This is a genomic window from Proteus vulgaris (assembly GCF_023100685.1).
Lineage (GTDB): Bacteria > Pseudomonadota > Gammaproteobacteria > Enterobacterales > Enterobacteriaceae > Proteus.
This window is the reverse complement of record NZ_CP090064.1, coordinates 1807133-1822755: the sequence shown is the minus strand read 5'-3', so window position 1 is coordinate 1822755 and position 15623 is coordinate 1807133. Positions and strand designations below refer to the sequence as shown.

Below are 15623 nucleotides of genomic sequence, written 5' to 3'. Positions count from 1 at the left end.
TTTGAGGAAAAGTGAGCTTTTATAAGTAATAAAAATAAGCTCTTGCACAAATAGTTACGAACGATTGTTAATTTTTGTGACAAAACCCGACAATCTACTTAACATTTGTTGGAATACATGTTGTTATCTTATTTCTAGTCGTTATCAAATGAAGCTTTTTACACAGAGATAACTTGACTTCTTTGAAATGATATTGATAATCATTATCAATTGAGAAAATAACTCTGCAACTATAAGGCAATAATAATATGGATATATTTCGCTCTGTAAACAAATTTTCACTAACGGCTTTATGCCTTATGGCAACTGTCTTTTTAACCACGCCTACACAAGCAAAAGATAAACTTAAAGTCGTCACTACCTTTACTATTATTCAAGATATCGCACAAAATGTCGCTGGAGATGCGGCGATTGTTGAATCAATTACAAAACCTGGTGCTGAAATTCATGATTATCAGCCTACCCCAAAAGATATTGTAAAAGCCCAAAAAGCTGATTTGATCTTATGGAATGGTTTAAATCTTGAACGCTGGTTCGAACGTTTTTTTAATGAGTTACGTAATGTTCCTGCGGTTGTAGTAACTGAAGGCATCACTCCAATGGCAATTAGTGAAGGCGCTTACAAAAACAATCCGAATCCACACGCATGGATGTCACCAAATAACGCATTAATTTATATTGAAAATATTCGTAAAGCACTTGTTGAACACGATCCTGATAATGCAGCAATTTATAATCAAAATGCAGCAAATTACGCAGAAAAAATTAAACAACTTGATACACCATTAAGAGAAAGATTATCTCGTATACCACAAGAAGATCGTTGGTTAGTGACCAGCGAAGGCGCTTTCAGTTATTTAACACATGATTATGGCTTTAAAGAAGTTTATTTATGGCCAATTAATGCAGAAGAACAAGGCACTCCGCAACAAGTTAAATATGTCATTGATACAGTAAGAAAACACAATATCCCTGTAGTCTTTAGTGAAAGTACAATTTCAGATAAACCGGCTAAACAAGTCAGCAAAGAAACCGGGGCAAAATATGGCGGTGTTCTTTACGTAGACTCACTTTCCGCTGAAGGCGGTGAGGTTCCTACTTATATTGATTTAATTACTATCACTGTGGATACAATTGCGAAAGGATTTGGTCAATGAGTAAAATAAAAACGAATCCAACGTTGACAGTTGATAACGCCACTGTCACCTATAACAATGGTCATACCGCTATCTTTGATGCAAGTTTCTCTATCACGGGCGGCACAATTTGTGCCCTCGTCGGTATCAATGGTAGTGGTAAATCTACTCTGTTTAAAACCATTATGGGGCTAGTAAAGCCCTCTAAAGGTAAAGTGACATTAAACGACAATCCTATTCAACAAGCGTTAAAGCAAAACATGATTGCTTATGTACCACAAACAGAAGAAGTTGACTGGAATTTTCCTGTGCTTGTTTCTGATGTTGTAATGATGGGTCGTTATGGAAAAATGGGTTTTTTTCGTATTCCATCAAAACATGATCATGAAGTTGTTGAAGCATCGCTAGAGCGTGTGGGGTTATCTGGATTAGGTCATCGTCAAATTGGTGAACTTTCTGGTGGTCAGAAAAAGCGCGTTTTCTTGGCACGAGCAATGGCTCAAGAAGGTACTGTTTTATTACTCGATGAACCCTTTACTGGTGTCGATGTTAAAACCGAAAATGCTATTATCGAACTTTTACGTAATTTACGTGAAGAAGGTCATCTCGTTTTAGTTTCAACACATAACTTAGGAAGTGTGCCTGAATTTTGTGACCACGTTATTTTAATAAATAGAACTGTATTAGATAGTGGACCAACTGAAACAACCTTTACCCAAAAGAACTTAGAACACGCATTTGGCGGTGTATTGCGTCATATTAGCTTGTCGGGCTCTGATCTTCACGATGACGATGATCCACGCTCACTTACTGTAATTACTGATGATGAACGCGCGGCCGTTTTTTATGGTCATCAAAAAGAACATACTCCAGCGCACCAAAGTCAGCGCAAACAAGGAGATTAGCCATGCTAGATTTACTCCTACAACCTTTTGAATATAACTATATGGTGAAAGCTATTTGGGTTAGTGCCTTAGTAGGTGCTGTCTGTGCGTTTCTTTCATCCTATCTTATTTTAAAAGGTTGGTCATTAATGGGAGATGCCCTTTCCCACTCCGTTGTTCCTGGTGTTGCGGGGGCTTATATATTAGGTTTACCTTATGCGGTCGGTGCTTTTTTTACGGGTTTGCTCGCTGCATTATCAATGACATTCATTCGCCATATCACACGCCTTCGTGAAGATGCCGTTATTGGCTTTATTTTTTCCACTTTTTTTGCCTTTGGTCTGTTGCTGGTTTCGCTTAAACCGACAGCCGTCAACGTTCAGACCATCATCCTCGGAAATATTCTAGGTATTGCAGATGAAGATGTATGGCAAGTTGTTATTATTACAGGTGTCTCTTTTCTCGTCTTATTTTGTATCTGGAAAGACTTACTGGTAGTTTTTTTTGATGAAATCCATGCCAGATCTATTGGTCTATCACCTTTAAAATTAAAAATTATCTTTTTTACTTTATTAAGTGCTTGCACCGTTGCTGCACTTCAAACTGTTGGTGCCATTCTGGTTATTGCAATGGTTGTAACACCTGGCGCAACAGCTTATCTACTCACCGATCAATTTAAACGACTTGCTATTATTGCTATCTGCATTGGCACAATAACCAGTGCTGTAGGTGCCTATCTTAGCTATTTCTTTAATGGCGCAACGGGTGGCGTCATTGTCACAATGCAAACTGTACTTTTTTTATTAGCATTCTTATTTGCACCTAAACACGGCATGTTAGCTGCTCGTCGCCGTGCTCGCCAAAGCTCACAACAGTTAATCTCACAATCTCATCAGCCCCAAGAAGCGCCAAAACAAGAAGAGGTGAAACTATGAATGAGCTAATTGAATTTTTCATTGAACCATTTCAATATCCTTTTATGCAACGGGCTATCATTGCCGCTATCATTATCGGGATCGCCTGCGCTATTTTATCTTGTTATATGGTTTTAAAGGGCTGGTCCTTGATGGGAGATGCTATCTCTCACGCTGTGTTACCCGGCGTAGTGCTTGCTTATGTCACTGCCATTCCATTAACGGTCGGTGCCTTTCTTTCTGGCTTGTTTTGCTCGTTTGCCACAGGCTATTTAAAAGAGCACAGTCGTATTAAAGAAGATACCGTGATGGGAATTGTATTTTCAGGTATGTTTGCCGTAGGTTTGGTTATTTTTGCCAGTGTCGATACAGACCAACATTTAATGCATATTTTATTTGGTAATATTCTGGGTATAACGCCAGATGTATTAACTCAAATTAGTATTATTTGTTTAATTACCATCACAATCATGCTAGTTAAGCAAAAAGATTTTATGCTTTATTGTTTCGATCCTAATCAAGCAAGGATCGTCGGTTTACCTGTTACCTTATTGCACTATGGCTTACTGTCTATTTTGGCATTAACTATCGTTGCTTCAATGCAGGCCGTTGGGATTATTTTAGTTGTCGCTATGCTTATTTCTCCGGGGATCACTGCGTATTTATTAACACGTAGTTTCTCTCGTATGATAATGCTAGCTATTATATTTTCTGTCGCATCCAGTGTGATTGGTACATTTATTAGTTTCCATATTGATGGAGCAACAGGCCCATGTATTGTGCTAACTCAAGCTATATTCTTTATTATTGCGTTATTCTGTAATCAGATTAAATTAGCAAAAATAAAGCGACAAACAAAACCCGCGAACGCCTGATAATCTCCTTTATCTTCGCAAAAACGGGATAATCATCCCGTTTTTTAGCTTTATACTTTATTGATTTAATTAAAGTGTTATTGTCATAAGATAAACATCGCTCGTTATTATTTTATTTGGGTCTACTGAGTAAACAACTTTGCGAGGTGTAAGTATGTGGCAGAATATAGGTCGTTTACTGGAATCAAACTTAGGATTTTCAGCAAAGATAAACGAAAAAACTCACCTTTCTAGTGGCGATATTCACCATACATGGAAAATTTATTATGGTGATACACCCGTCTTTGTAAAATCTAACTTACGTGAGTTTCTGCCTAATTTTAAAAATGAAGCAGAACAACTTGAAATGCTGGCAAAAAGCCAAACAATTCGTACTCCTCGCGTTCTTGGCATTGGTAATAGCAAAGATGCCAGCTTCTTACTCCTTGAATTCTTACCTGTTCAACCTTTTACACCACATAGTGCCTATTGCTTTGGTCAACAATTAGCAAGACTACACCAATGGGAAGATCAACCTAGTTATGGTTTTGATTTTGATACCCAAATCGACACAACTCCCCAACTAAATGGCTGGGAAAAACGCTGGAACCACTTTTATTCTGAAAAACGGATTGGTTTTCAACTGCAATTGGCATCAGAAAAAGGGATGGTCTTTGGTGATATCGATGAGATAACCCAAATTATTCATCATCGTCTAGCTGATCATAATCCACAACCGTCTTTGCTTCATGGCAACTTATGGCCTAAAAACTGCGCAGCAATTGGCCAATCTGAAGGGACAGTTTTTGATCCTGCCTGCTATTGGGGAGATAGAGAATGTGATATAGCGATGCTACCACTTTGTACTGCAGTACCCGCTAATATTTTCGATGGTTATCAGAGTGTTTGGCCGTTATCTGAAAAATTTTTATTACGTCAGCCCATTTATCAACTCTATTTTTTCCTCAACCGTTGTAATTTATTTGGTGGTGAAGAAGATTACTTAGAAGCGCGAAAAATTATTGATGATTTATTAGCTACTCCCTGACAAAAGATAAAAAAACAGTTTAAACCAGGTAATAAGCTAAAAATATAACCTCGCCAGCTCACATTGTGCGAGGTTTATTTTCCCTTCAGTTAGATAAATGAACTATCCTCGTTCATTATAAAGCACTATTACCACCCTAAAAATTTCAGTAAGAAATACCCAATTGCCATGACAATAATTGGTGATAGATAAAGCACCATAATTTGAGTGAAAATAGTATGTCGTGGTAATTTGATATTTTGTTGTAGCTCTTCTGCGGTAATGCCACTCTTCATCGCTCGTTCAATGATAAGCTGATCTTGTATATTTTCTTTTAAATACTTAACTTGGCGATAAATTCGTAATCCCGATGCACTAAACGCCAACCCAACAAACATAAGAAGAAAAATAACAAAGAAAGTGATGTTTTCCTGACTCAATCCCATTTGTGTATTAGGGATAGGTGAATTTCGCCAGAAGAAGCCTAAAAATGGTGTATTAAATTGTACCATTTCCGCTAACACACGAAAAAAATCATTGATCACGGCATTTACACCATCACCACTTGGGCGTTGGATTGCAGCCAATCCTATCAACGACACTGTTGTAGAAATAAAGGCAGGAATAAAAATAAGCCAACCAAGAACGCGCTTTGAAATGGCATATAATCCTGCATATTGATAACTCATCACATCCTCACTAGTAGAATTCGTCAATATTTATCTGTTTATCGTAGTCTAATTAACGGCTAATACGACAATATATTAATAGTAGCCATTCTCTCTATTTATTTTACTAAATAAATAAGAAACTGATTAAAAAGATTTTCTTTGTAACTCTTGCTACAATCGCCATTCGACAACATAGACCTTATTTATGGAGAGTAACATGTCTTTTAAATTCCCTATTGAAGCTGCTATTTTTGATATGGATGGTTTATTAATCGACTCTGAACCATTTTGGCAGCAAGCAGAACATGAGGTCTTTGCTGAATTAGGCGTCGATTTATCCCTTTCATCGGCAATGCCCGATATGGTTGGGTTAAGAATAAACGAAGTCATTGATTTATGGTATAAAGCCTCACCATGGCAAGGCGTTTCAAAACAAGAAGCAAAACAAAAAATGGTTTCTCGTGTTGTCAAACTGGTTGAAGAAACCAAGCCACTATTACCCGGTGTCGAACATGCTTTAGAACTTTGTAAATCATCAGGATTGAAAATTGCGTTAGCATCAGCCTCTCCTGATTTTATGCTTGAGCGTGTGCTTGAGTTGTTTAATATTCGCCATTATTTCTCAGCTGTCGTGTCTGCTGATGAATTACCTCACAGTAAGCCACATCCAGAAGTTTATCTAAATGCAGCCAAAGCACTCAATCTTGACCCAATCCACTGTGTTTCATTAGAAGATTCTCGTAATGGTATGATTGCCTGTAAAGGTGCAAGAATGCGCTCTATCGTTGTACCAGCAGCAACACAATTTAATGATAAGCAATGGGGTTTAGCTGATGTGAAAATTGCCTCTCTTAATGAGTTAACACAACTACATTTATTAGGTTAGTTTCCATCAATAAAAGGGATATTTTGCTTTATTCGATATCCCTTTTATTCTGCTTCTAACACTTTATTCTTCAATACTACTTTTTTACTCTTGGCGTTTTCTTACTCATATGCCTTAATGCCACCAGCTCCCATTCCACCTTTTAGGTTTTTATCCTAAATTCGATCGTTTTTAAATCAATCAAATAAAATATTTCTGTTATTACTTAATATTTAAGGCAATTTTTATCTTTTTTGTCTGTTAGTTATCATCAAAACCTTTTATACTTTATCACTGTATAAATGAACAGCAAACAAACAGACTTGGAATGACCGCAGAAGGACATTTACTTTTTTCTGTTGCAACACTTGTGTTAGCACAGAAACTTGAAATAACGCCAGCTCTTGCTCATGGTGATTGGTTTCACATGATCCCTGCTGTCTTATTAGGCTCACTTTTACCAGACTTAGATCATCCAGGCTCTATCCTTGGGCGATTGTTCCGTGTTATTTCTCTTCCCTTATCAAAACTTTGCGGCCACCGAGGTTTCACTCATAGCCTACTCGCATTTTGTGGTTTAGCGATTTTATGGGAAACCCAAGTTTCACCACGCTGGGAAATTTCAGCCGATATCTTTCATGCTCTTTTACTTGGTTATCTTAGCCATCTCATTGCCGACATGTTAACCCCAGCAGGTGTTCCTTTCCTATGGCCTCTAAAAATGCGCTTTGCGCTACCTATTTTAGGTAAAAAAAATAATAAAAAAGGTGAACGTTTTATCTCCGTCCTTATTCTTGTAGGCGCACTTTTTTTGCCACCACACCTTACTGTTACATTGCCTTCGCAAGTCAATAACTGGTTACAGATGTACCACGACAAGCGCACTAATTTTTAACACCCCCTGACAAAACCCTACGTTTCTCTATTTATTTATAAATTCTTACATCTTTTTATGCCTATTTTCTTGTCTTTATAACTAAACGATTATATAAAAGAATAATTAATTATAAAAAGTTATTAACAATCCTGTTACCCTATAACGAGTTGATGCTGTTATATCCTTTCTTACTATCTAAGAACTCATATCGCATACAATCGTCGAAATTATATAAATAAAGATCTCGTTGGAGAGTTAAGATGAATTTTCCGTTAATCATTAACGTACTCGTCTTTGTTGTGTTATTACTCGTCTTGGCTAAATTAAGTCAACGTCAGTGGAGCCTTTCAAAGAAAGTTCTTGTTGGTTTAGTTTTTGGTGTTGCTTTTGGATTAGCGCTACACGCATTCTATGACTCACACGATCCTATTATTAAAGAATCTATTCTTTGGTTTAATATCGTGGGTAATGGTTATGTTCAGCTATTACAAATGATCATTATGCCATTAGTATTTGCCTCTATTCTTAGTGCTGTTGCTCGTTTGCATCAAGCATCTTCACTAGGAAAAATCAGTGGGTTAACTATTGGTACTTTATTATTTACCACTGCCATTTCTGCATTAATTGGTATTGTGATCGCCAATTTATTTGGTTTAACCGCAGAAGGCTTAGTACAAGGCGAACAAGAAGCACAACGCTTAATTGCACTTGAACAAAATTATATGGGTAAAGTTTCTGACTTAACCATGCCTCAGCTTATTTTGTCGTTTATTCCTAAAAACCCATTTGCTGACTTAACAGGTGCAAGCTCAACATCGATTATTAGCGTTGTTATCTTTGCTACTTTCTTAGGTATGGCTGCGCTGAAATTACTCAAAGAAGACCAGCCTCGTGGCGAAAAAGTCTTAGTTGCGATTGATTGCTTACAATCATGGATCATGAAGCTAGTTCGTATTGTTATGATGTTAACTCCTTATGGTGTTATGGCGCTGATGACTAAAGTTGTAGCCAGCTCAAATATGCACGACATCATTCAATTAGGAAGCTTTGTTGTTGCCTCTTATGTTGCTATTGGCTTAATGTTTGTGGTTCATGGATTACTCGTTAGTTTTACAGGCTTAAACCCAGTTAAATTCTTCAAAAAAGCGGGCCCATTATTAGCATTTGCATTTACTAGCCGTTCAAGTGCAGCAAGTATCCCGTTAAATATTGAAACACAAATCAAACGTGTAGGTGTGCCAGAATCTATCGCGAGCTTCTCATCATCTTTTGGTACAACGATTGGCCAAAATGGTTGCGCAGGTATCTACCCTGCAATGCTCGCTGTTATGGTTGCACCAACCGTAGGTATTAACCCATTAGATCCAATGTGGATTGCCACTTTAGTTGCTATCGTAACCGTCAGCTCTGCAGGTGTTGCGGGCGTTGGTGGTGGTGCCACATTTGCAGCTCTTATCGTTCTGCCTGCAATGGGTTTACCTGTAACATTAGTTGCCCTATTAATCTCTGTAGAGCCATTAATTGATATGGGACGTACCGCATTAAACGTCAGTGGCTCAATGACAGCAGGTACAATCACCAGCCAAATTATGGGACAAACGGATAAAGCAGTCTTCAATCAAGATGAAGAAACAGAACTTACAGTAAAATAAACTTTATCTACCTCTATTGATCAAGCCAGTTCATTTGAACTGGCTTTTTTTTGTATCTATTTGTATCTATATTAAGTTACATATCTTCCATCTATATCATTCACCAATATCAATAGAAAAATCTATAAATATAACAAGGTAAAATCGTGCAAAAAATTATGCGAGTTTTGCGAAAACTCTATAAGTATGAAAACAGCCAGTATGATCCTGAACGCCAAGTTTCTCTTTATCATCTTGATGTTCTTTCAGAAAAGGAAAAAAACATATTATTAGCGACCAATTGGCAACCTAATATTATTGAAAAATTTGCGGATCACTCTGATGTTATGAATCAATTACATAGCTTAAAAAACAATCCGTTACTCACTCAAAAACGTTGTTTAGATGCATTTGTGGCTGGTGTGGGTGGTAGCTATCTTAGAGGACGTTCTGTTTTAGGTGCTTTTCATAAATTACAAAATTTACCACTACATAATTATGACGAAAAGCCTCAATATGCCTGTTGTTGGATTTGTAGTGATAGAAACCAACAAAAACATATTAATGATAGTTATTTTCAATATTGTCTCTATTACGGTAATTCTTATACTGGCAACCCCTCTTATGCTTATCTGAATTTAAAGCACTTACTAACAGTCCCTCCCGTAAGTCCAACGCAGGCAGACAAACAGACCTTTAAGCAATTACTTCATTTATTACGTAACGCCCCTGAAGATGAAACTCCGGGTAAGTTTGAAAAAAGGTTAAATGAAGCTAAATTAATTTCTGGTGATAAATACACCAAGCGGGGTATTTTGCACTCACTTGCTTTAGTAGGTGTTATTCCCAATGCCTTTATTTCATTATCTTTAAATAGCTGGGCCAATTTCGGTGATATTACCATTGCAGAGGATCAGCTTAATAACACTAAAGGACGTTCTGATATGGAGATGCCATGGGCGGGATGGAAAGGTAAGCTCAAGATTGATGAGGAAAAAACTGTGGCTTATTTTGGGGAATATTTAGATTAAATATCAATATGTTCCATAAAAAACGCCCAATACTGTTCATATTGAGCGTTTAAATATTGGCGTTAATTTATCGCCTATAATATTTTTATTTTAGATACTCACCATTGCGCAGTGCTTCAATACGCTTATCTAATGGTGGGTGAGATAAAAATAATTCACTGAATGACTTATTACGGCCATTAATACAGAAAGCCATCATACTGCTCTCTTCTTGTGGCTCATAGCTCGTTTTTAAACGTTGTAATGCTGCAATCATCTTCTCACGGCCAACCAGTTTTGCCGATCCTGCATCTGCATGGAACTCACGATAACGAGAGAACCACATGGTAATAATACTCGCCAGAATACCAAACACAATTTCCAGTACCATTGAAACACCCATATAAACCCATGGGTTACCATTGCTATTTTCACTCTCTTCATCACTCGAAATAAAGTTAGCAACGAATTGTGCAATGATACGCGAAATAAAGATAACGAAGGTATTCACAACCCCCTGAAGCAAGGTCATAGTTATCATATCACCATTAGCAACGTGGCTGATTTCGTGAGCAATAACCGCTTCTGCCTCATCACGACTCATACTGGCTAATAACCCTGTACTTACAGCCACCAGCGAAGCATCACGACGAGCGCCTGTCGCAAACGCATTGATATCAGGTGCATCATAAATAGCCACTTGTGGCATTTTAATACCGACTTGTTCAGATTGGCGTCTTACCGTATCTAATAACCAACGCTCTACTTCTGAAGTTGGGTTTTCGATAACTTGACCACCCACTGAACGTAATGCCATCCATTTTGACATTAACAGTGAAATAAATGCACCACCAAAACCAAACAAACCCGCCATGATCATCAAACCTTGAACACTGCGACCTTGTATACCTGTTAAAGATAAGATGATCCCAAAAACAAACATTACAGCTAAGTTTGTTAAAAGGAATAACGCAATTCTCATCATATTGATACTGTTCCTATTTTATCTAATTATCACATTGCAAAAACTACCTTATAAATAAGGCTTTTTTGAATTTTATCAAGTCTTTTAACGTATTTAATACTAAAAACAGTATAACTTTACATTTTGATAAATAAATAGGATTTAATTACCCACTTATTGGGCATTATTTAAAACTGGAAAGAGATGAGTGTTCAAAAATGGGCGGGACAACTTTTTGTATTATTTAGCTAAAGAGATAAGCTCCAGAGAAGGCTTTATAACGTTTAATCTATCAACAAAAAAGTGGAAGAGATTAGCATATAAACAGAACACTATTATCGACGAGCTCACTGTAGCTATGCTCTTTGTGCACGACTTGTAAGTAATACAAATCGTGCACATAAGACAAGCAATAGCGTGATTAAGCTATAAACTAATTACATTTTAAAACGATATGTGGTTGTCATAGAGCCTGATAATGAATGTGCTCGTTGTGAATGACCATCATACAGTTTTGGTGTGGTGTAATCGTTTTCTTGCTGGTGGTGCCAACCGATACCACCACTTAAAGAAACAGAAAGATTTTTTGTTGGTTTCCAATAGCTAAATAAACCAAACTGTCCTTGTTTTAATCTTTCACCTGAATAACTGAACTCACTATAGTTAGTACGTGCACCAACTGACAGCTCTTTACTAATTCTGTACTCGGCTTCCAACGCACCCATAACCTCACCATCACGTACATAGTCAATATCAGCGTAAGCTGGTGAGTTAAAGCGTCCACGAGTATTACCAATTGGATTACGTGCAAATTGACCAACACCATTTGCTTTCTCAGCATCGGTATAAGTCACACCAGTACGCAATGTCCATGGTGACTCAGGAATTCGCCATTCCATCGTACCTGCAAAGTGCCATGCATCATTATCAAAGTTACGCTTACCTTTATTGGCATCACTTACTGTACGTTTACCATCACTACCATAATCGTGATAATAAACAACACCACCAATAGTCACGTCTGAGGTTAATTTATATTTTGCTTCTAAGCCTTGTTGACGGAATACATCATCCGCCTGGCCATAGAAATAAAATACTTTTAACGGTTTGGAGTTATAGTTAATTCCACCAGTTAATACATGATCGATGTTGTGTCTGTTACCATTACCATCACTGAAATACATTCTGTCGATATTTGGGCTATCACGACGCATTATTTTACCGTCAAGAAACAGTAAATCTAAGCTCCAATCACCCATTGCTGTGTTGGTAGCATAGCCATTATAGCTGTTTAATGATAAGCGCTGTGAGTTAGTAAAAATACCCGTATTTTTCAGCGTAAACCAACCTGCTTTACCGTTAATTAAAACAGGATCTAAATCAAATTTAACTTTTGCGAAGCGTTGACCAATTTTGTTATAGCCTTTTGCATCGCCATCATCATTATATAAAATTGCACGGGAGGCGAAGTCTTTACTTGCACCTAATTTGATACCACCATAATAAGAGACATCAAATCCGAGGATGCCACCTAAATAACCAGATCTGAAATCTGCTTGAAAGTTTTGACCCCAAGCATTAGCAACTTGTTTTCTATAACGTTGTTCATTTTTATCGAAACGGTTTTCTGTCTTTAGGTATTTCCACATATTAATTGTAGAAAGCTCAAGTTCAGAGTCGGAAACAAATGCGCTCTCTTTAATAGAATCTTCCCAATTTCCAGCATTGGCGGCGCTAACAGCTAAAAAACAAGGGGACAACATAAACAATACTATTCTTTTTACTTTCATTTTAAGTCAACCTGGTTAACAAATATTTGAGTTGATTTATATTGGCTTATATTCAACAAGTTCAACAAAACACCATTCTTATATTTAGCTAAAAAAACAACCCTTGATTAAATTTCTGGTTACATACATTTCAAATACTAAAGTTATTTTTAGGCATGAAAAATCCAATATGGCTATCTCACTGCACACCACATTTGTATTTATTCATTTTTTAGCAATAAAAATCCTTTAAGCAAATTATAGATTATTTGCCTTTTAGTTATTATTCCTTACGTAGAAAGACTACTCCTGAAAATATGATATTTCAGTTTTTACATGTGACTCTGATAATACATTTTGAACTCATAGAATAAAAACAACCCATTATTTAGATAAGTTTTTAGCTGTTGCATCAATGTCTCAAAGTGACACTAAATTTCTATGATCTGTATGCTATAGTAATTTTATGTCAATTTAAGCGATCATTGTCACAACATGTTACATTTATTGCAATAAGTAAACCATAAAACGTGAGAATAATCACAATAAATAATTTATTTACCTTTTTATTTTACTTACTAGATAAAAAACCAATTACATATCATCATTTGAAGAAATTTTTATCTAAAAGCTAATTTAATATCTTTTTTACATCACAAACTTATTAGAAATATATTTCAGATTAAAAATTAAGCGAAACAAAGTTAAATTAAATATCCATATATTAATAATTATTTATATTACGGGTAACTTTATAGAATAAATAAACAAGAAGATAAAAGCTCTAAGCTCCAAAATATAGCCAATGTATTTAAAATACGCCTAGTAACTTGCTTGATAAACATTGGTTAGCAAAACCTTTTTTATATCTTAATGTACTTAAATATAAAAAAACCCAGTAATTGGCTATCCAACTACTGGGGTAACTTTAAGTATCAGTTTTTATAATTGATAACTTAATTTAATAGTTTTTTCGGCTTAAGTACCTTTGAAAGATCAACTGCAATTTTTGCGGTCTCATCTAAATAAGGATCTGGCCCTTCATAATCCTTAGGTAAATCATCAAGTGATTTTAACAAAGGCTTACCTTCTAATTTAAAACGCTCATTAATACGATTTAATTTAATGGTTTCTAGCTCTTTGTTTTCTTTCTCTCTTTCAGCAAAATTCAGGATAACAAATTTATCTTCACCTTTTGCTTTAGCATCATTGTAGCGTTGAATATCATCAAAAATGTATGAGAATTCTCTGTCACTTGCAATACGTTTAGTATGCTGCTCCGTTAATGGTGCTAATGCTGTTTTCAATTTATCTGAGTATTCAGATAACTGATAACTAGCAGGAGAAATACTATCCCAAGGTAATGCGTTATCTTCAAAGCTCTCGCCCATTTCAGCACTATCAAAACTTGGTAATAATAAATCAGGTGTTACCCCTTTAAGCTGAGTACTACCACCATTAATTCGATAGAATTTTTGGATAGTGTATTGTACTGAACCTAAACCTGGCCAATCAGGGCTAAGCATTTGATCGTAAACTCGTGTTAAAGGACGATATTGTTGAACTGTTCCTTTACCAAAGGTCTGTTCACCAACAATCAAAGCACGTCCATAATCTTGCATGGCTGCCGCAAAAATTTCAGAAGCTGAAGCACTAAAACGGTTCACAATAACAACTAATGGGCCTTTGTAATAAACAACATCGTCTCTATCAAAATCTTGTCGTACACGACCATTATTGTCTCTAACTTGCACCACAGGACCACTTGGAATAAATAATCCTGACAGTGAAATGGCTTCAGTTAAAGCACCACCACCGTTACCACGTAAATCAATAACTAATGACGAAACATTATCTTTTGCTACTTTTTGCAATTGAGTTTTAACATCATTAGTTAGACCAACATAGAAACTTGGAATATCTAAAATAGCGACTTTATCACCATTGATGACTTTTTCTGTCAATTTAACAGCTCGGTCTTCTAAACGGATCTGTTCTCTCACTATCGTGATTGTTCTTGGTTTAGCGCCTTTCTCATCAGAGATAACTTCTAACTTAACTTGACTACCTTTTGGACCTTTAATCAAGGCAACAATATCATCAAGTCGCCAACCGACAACGTCTACCATCGGTTTATTTTGTTGGCCTACAGCAATAATTTTATCACCAACTTTCAACTCTTTGCTTTTTGCAGCCGGTCCACCGGTCACCATCGAGTTGATCATAGGATAGTCATCATCCATTTGTAATACAGCACCGATGCCTTCTAATGAAAGACTCATTTCAGAATCGAATGCTTCTGTATTTCTTGGTGATAAATAACTGGTATGTGGATCAATTTCGCGGGCAAATGCCGACATAATAATTTGAAAAACGTCTTCACTTTGGCTTTGTGTTTGACGACGCAAAGCGGCTTTATAGCGCTTGGTCAACGTTTCTTTAATTTCACTGTCTGTTTTTTCAGATAATTTCAGTGTTAACCAATCGTATTTAACTTTTTCATCCCAAAGCTTATCTAATTCAGCTTGAGTTTGAGGCCATGGTGCTTTCGTTCTATCTAACTCAAACTTATCCTGACCAGTTAAATCCATTGGCTTATTGATACGATCTAACGCATATTGAAAACGTTCAAAACGTCTTTTTTGCGCTAAATTGAAGAGATCATAAAGGGGTTGAAGCTCACCTTTTTTCAGGTATTCACCCACTTTAGTTTTTTCTTTATCAAATTGGGCGATATCAGACGCAAGCAATACATTGTGACTATAGTCTAATAAATTAAGATAGCGATTAAATATCTTTTCAGAAAAGCTCGCATCTAGCGAAAACTGACGATAATGAGAGCGTTCAAAACGAGAGGTAACTCGCTCGCTCACAGTAGAGTGTTGTGGCTCTTGCTTTAATTCGGGTAACTGATCAATAGTTGCCACTGCTGGAGTGGCTGGTTTCTCAGCCATCACAACAGAAGTACCTGTTAATGTTAATCCGATTGCAAAAGCCACATTTAAAAGTTTGTTCATGCTC

General features: G+C 36.5%; 13 protein-coding genes. 9 read left to right on the top strand and 4 right to left on the bottom strand.

Features of this window, described 5'->3' with window-relative positions:
* The first annotated feature begins 299 nt into the window (after positions 1-299).
* The 5 genes from LW139_RS08855 to LW139_RS08835 all read left to right on the top strand — a co-directional run bounded on the left by LW139_RS08855 (position 300) and on the right by LW139_RS08835 (position 4836).
* The gene (locus tag LW139_RS08855) at positions 300-1157 is read left to right on the top strand and encodes a metal ABC transporter substrate-binding protein (RefSeq protein WP_227336951.1); all 858 of its coding nucleotides are present in this window, start codon (positions 300-302) and stop codon (positions 1155-1157) included.
* The gene (locus LW139_RS08850; RefSeq protein WP_109408653.1) at positions 1154-2041 is read left to right on the top strand and encodes a manganese/iron ABC transporter ATP-binding protein; all 888 of its coding nucleotides are present in this window, start codon (positions 1154-1156) and stop codon (positions 2039-2041) included. Before LW139_RS08855 ends, LW139_RS08850 begins: the two co-directional genes overlap by 4 nt.
* A 2-nt stretch (positions 2042-2043) precedes the next feature.
* Positions 2044-2955: a metal ABC transporter permease gene (locus LW139_RS08845; protein ID WP_166541390.1), complete on the top strand. Its 912-nt coding sequence runs from the start codon at positions 2044-2046 to the stop codon at positions 2953-2955.
* Positions 2952-3809 carry a metal ABC transporter permease gene (locus LW139_RS08840; protein WP_036937443.1) on the top strand — a complete coding sequence of 286 codons (858 nt, stop codon included), beginning with the start codon at positions 2952-2954 and terminating at the stop codon, positions 3807-3809. The genes LW139_RS08845 and LW139_RS08840 overlap by 4 nt, the downstream gene beginning before the upstream one ends.
* 154 nt (positions 3810-3963) lie before the next feature.
* Positions 3964-4836 (top strand): fructosamine kinase family protein, encoded by an 873-nt coding sequence (locus LW139_RS08835; RefSeq protein WP_166541391.1) that lies wholly within the window; start codon positions 3964-3966, stop codon positions 4834-4836.
* A gap of 128 nt (positions 4837-4964) precedes the next feature.
* Here the strand turns inward: LW139_RS08835 and LW139_RS08830 are convergent, their stop codons facing one another.
* The gene (locus tag LW139_RS08830; protein ID WP_109408650.1) at positions 4965-5504 is read right to left on the bottom strand and encodes a YniB family protein; all 540 of its coding nucleotides are present in this window, start codon (positions 5502-5504) and stop codon (positions 4965-4967) included.
* A gap of 199 nt (positions 5505-5703) precedes the next feature.
* Between LW139_RS08830 and hxpB the strand changes: the two genes are divergently transcribed.
* The 4 genes from hxpB (at position 5704) to LW139_RS08810 (ending at position 9890) form a co-directional block, all read left to right on the top strand.
* Positions 5704-6372 (top strand): hexitol phosphatase HxpB, encoded by a 669-nt coding sequence (hxpB, locus tag LW139_RS08825; RefSeq protein ID WP_109408649.1) that lies wholly within the window; start codon positions 5704-5706, stop codon positions 6370-6372.
* Positions 6373-6679: 307 nt separating this feature from the next.
* Positions 6680-7246, top strand: coding sequence for a metal-dependent hydrolase (locus LW139_RS08820; protein ID WP_109408648.1), 567 nt, complete (start codon positions 6680-6682; stop codon positions 7244-7246).
* A 242-nt stretch (positions 7247-7488) separates the two neighbouring features.
* A complete protein-coding gene (locus LW139_RS08815; RefSeq protein WP_072070396.1) occupies positions 7489-8880 on the top strand; it encodes an L-cystine transporter in 1392 nt (463 codons plus the stop codon).
* Positions 8881-9026: 146 nt separating this feature from the next.
* Positions 9027-9890, top strand: a complete 864-nt coding sequence (locus tag LW139_RS08810; protein ID WP_227336788.1) for a hypothetical protein — start codon at positions 9027-9029, stop codon at positions 9888-9890.
* Positions 9891-9975: 85 nt separating this feature from the next.
* On the opposite strand, the gene htpX is transcribed toward LW139_RS08810, so the two are convergent.
* The 3 genes from htpX to prc form a co-directional block, all read right to left on the bottom strand.
* A complete protein-coding gene (gene htpX, locus LW139_RS08805) occupies positions 9976-10854 on the bottom strand; it encodes a protease HtpX (protein WP_109408646.1) in 879 nt (292 codons plus the stop codon).
* A 416-nt stretch (positions 10855-11270) separates the two neighbouring features.
* The gene (locus tag LW139_RS08800; protein WP_227336787.1) at positions 11271-12623 is read right to left on the bottom strand and encodes an OprD family outer membrane porin; all 1353 of its coding nucleotides are present in this window, start codon (positions 12621-12623) and stop codon (positions 11271-11273) included.
* A gap of 935 nt (positions 12624-13558) precedes the next feature.
* Entirely contained in the window at positions 13559-15619 is a 2061-nt protein-coding gene (prc, locus tag LW139_RS08795) for a carboxy terminal-processing peptidase (RefSeq protein WP_166541392.1), read from the bottom strand.
* Positions 15620-15623: the final 4 nt, after the last annotated feature.

Coding starts and splice junctions, on each gene's coding strand:
- LW139_RS08855 (WP_227336951.1), top strand. CDS start 300: ATGGCAACTGTCTTTTTAACCACGCCTACACAAGCAAAAGATAAACTT.
- LW139_RS08850 (WP_109408653.1), top strand. CDS start 1,154: ATGAGTAAAATAAAAACGAATCCAACGTTGACAGTTGATAACGCCACT.
- LW139_RS08845 (WP_166541390.1), top strand. CDS start 2,044: ATGCTAGATTTACTCCTACAACCTTTTGAATATAACTATATGGTGAAA.
- LW139_RS08840 (WP_036937443.1), top strand. CDS start 2,952: ATGAATGAGCTAATTGAATTTTTCATTGAACCATTTCAATATCCTTTT.
- LW139_RS08835 (WP_166541391.1), top strand. CDS start 3,964: ATGTGGCAGAATATAGGTCGTTTACTGGAATCAAACTTAGGATTTTCA.
- LW139_RS08830 (WP_109408650.1), bottom strand. CDS start 5,504: ATGAGTTATCAATATGCAGGATTATATGCCATTTCAAAGCGCGTTCTT.
- hxpB (WP_109408649.1), top strand. CDS start 5,704: ATGTCTTTTAAATTCCCTATTGAAGCTGCTATTTTTGATATGGATGGT.
- LW139_RS08820 (WP_109408648.1), top strand. CDS start 6,680: ATGACCGCAGAAGGACATTTACTTTTTTCTGTTGCAACACTTGTGTTA.
- LW139_RS08815 (WP_072070396.1), top strand. CDS start 7,489: ATGAATTTTCCGTTAATCATTAACGTACTCGTCTTTGTTGTGTTATTA.
- htpX (WP_109408646.1), bottom strand. CDS start 10,854: ATGATGAGAATTGCGTTATTCCTTTTAACAAACTTAGCTGTAATGTTT.
- LW139_RS08800 (WP_227336787.1), bottom strand. CDS start 12,623: ATGAAAGTAAAAAGAATAGTATTGTTTATGTTGTCCCCTTGTTTTTTA.
- prc (WP_166541392.1), bottom strand. CDS start 15,619: ATGAACAAACTTTTAAATGTGGCTTTTGCAATCGGATTAACATTAACA.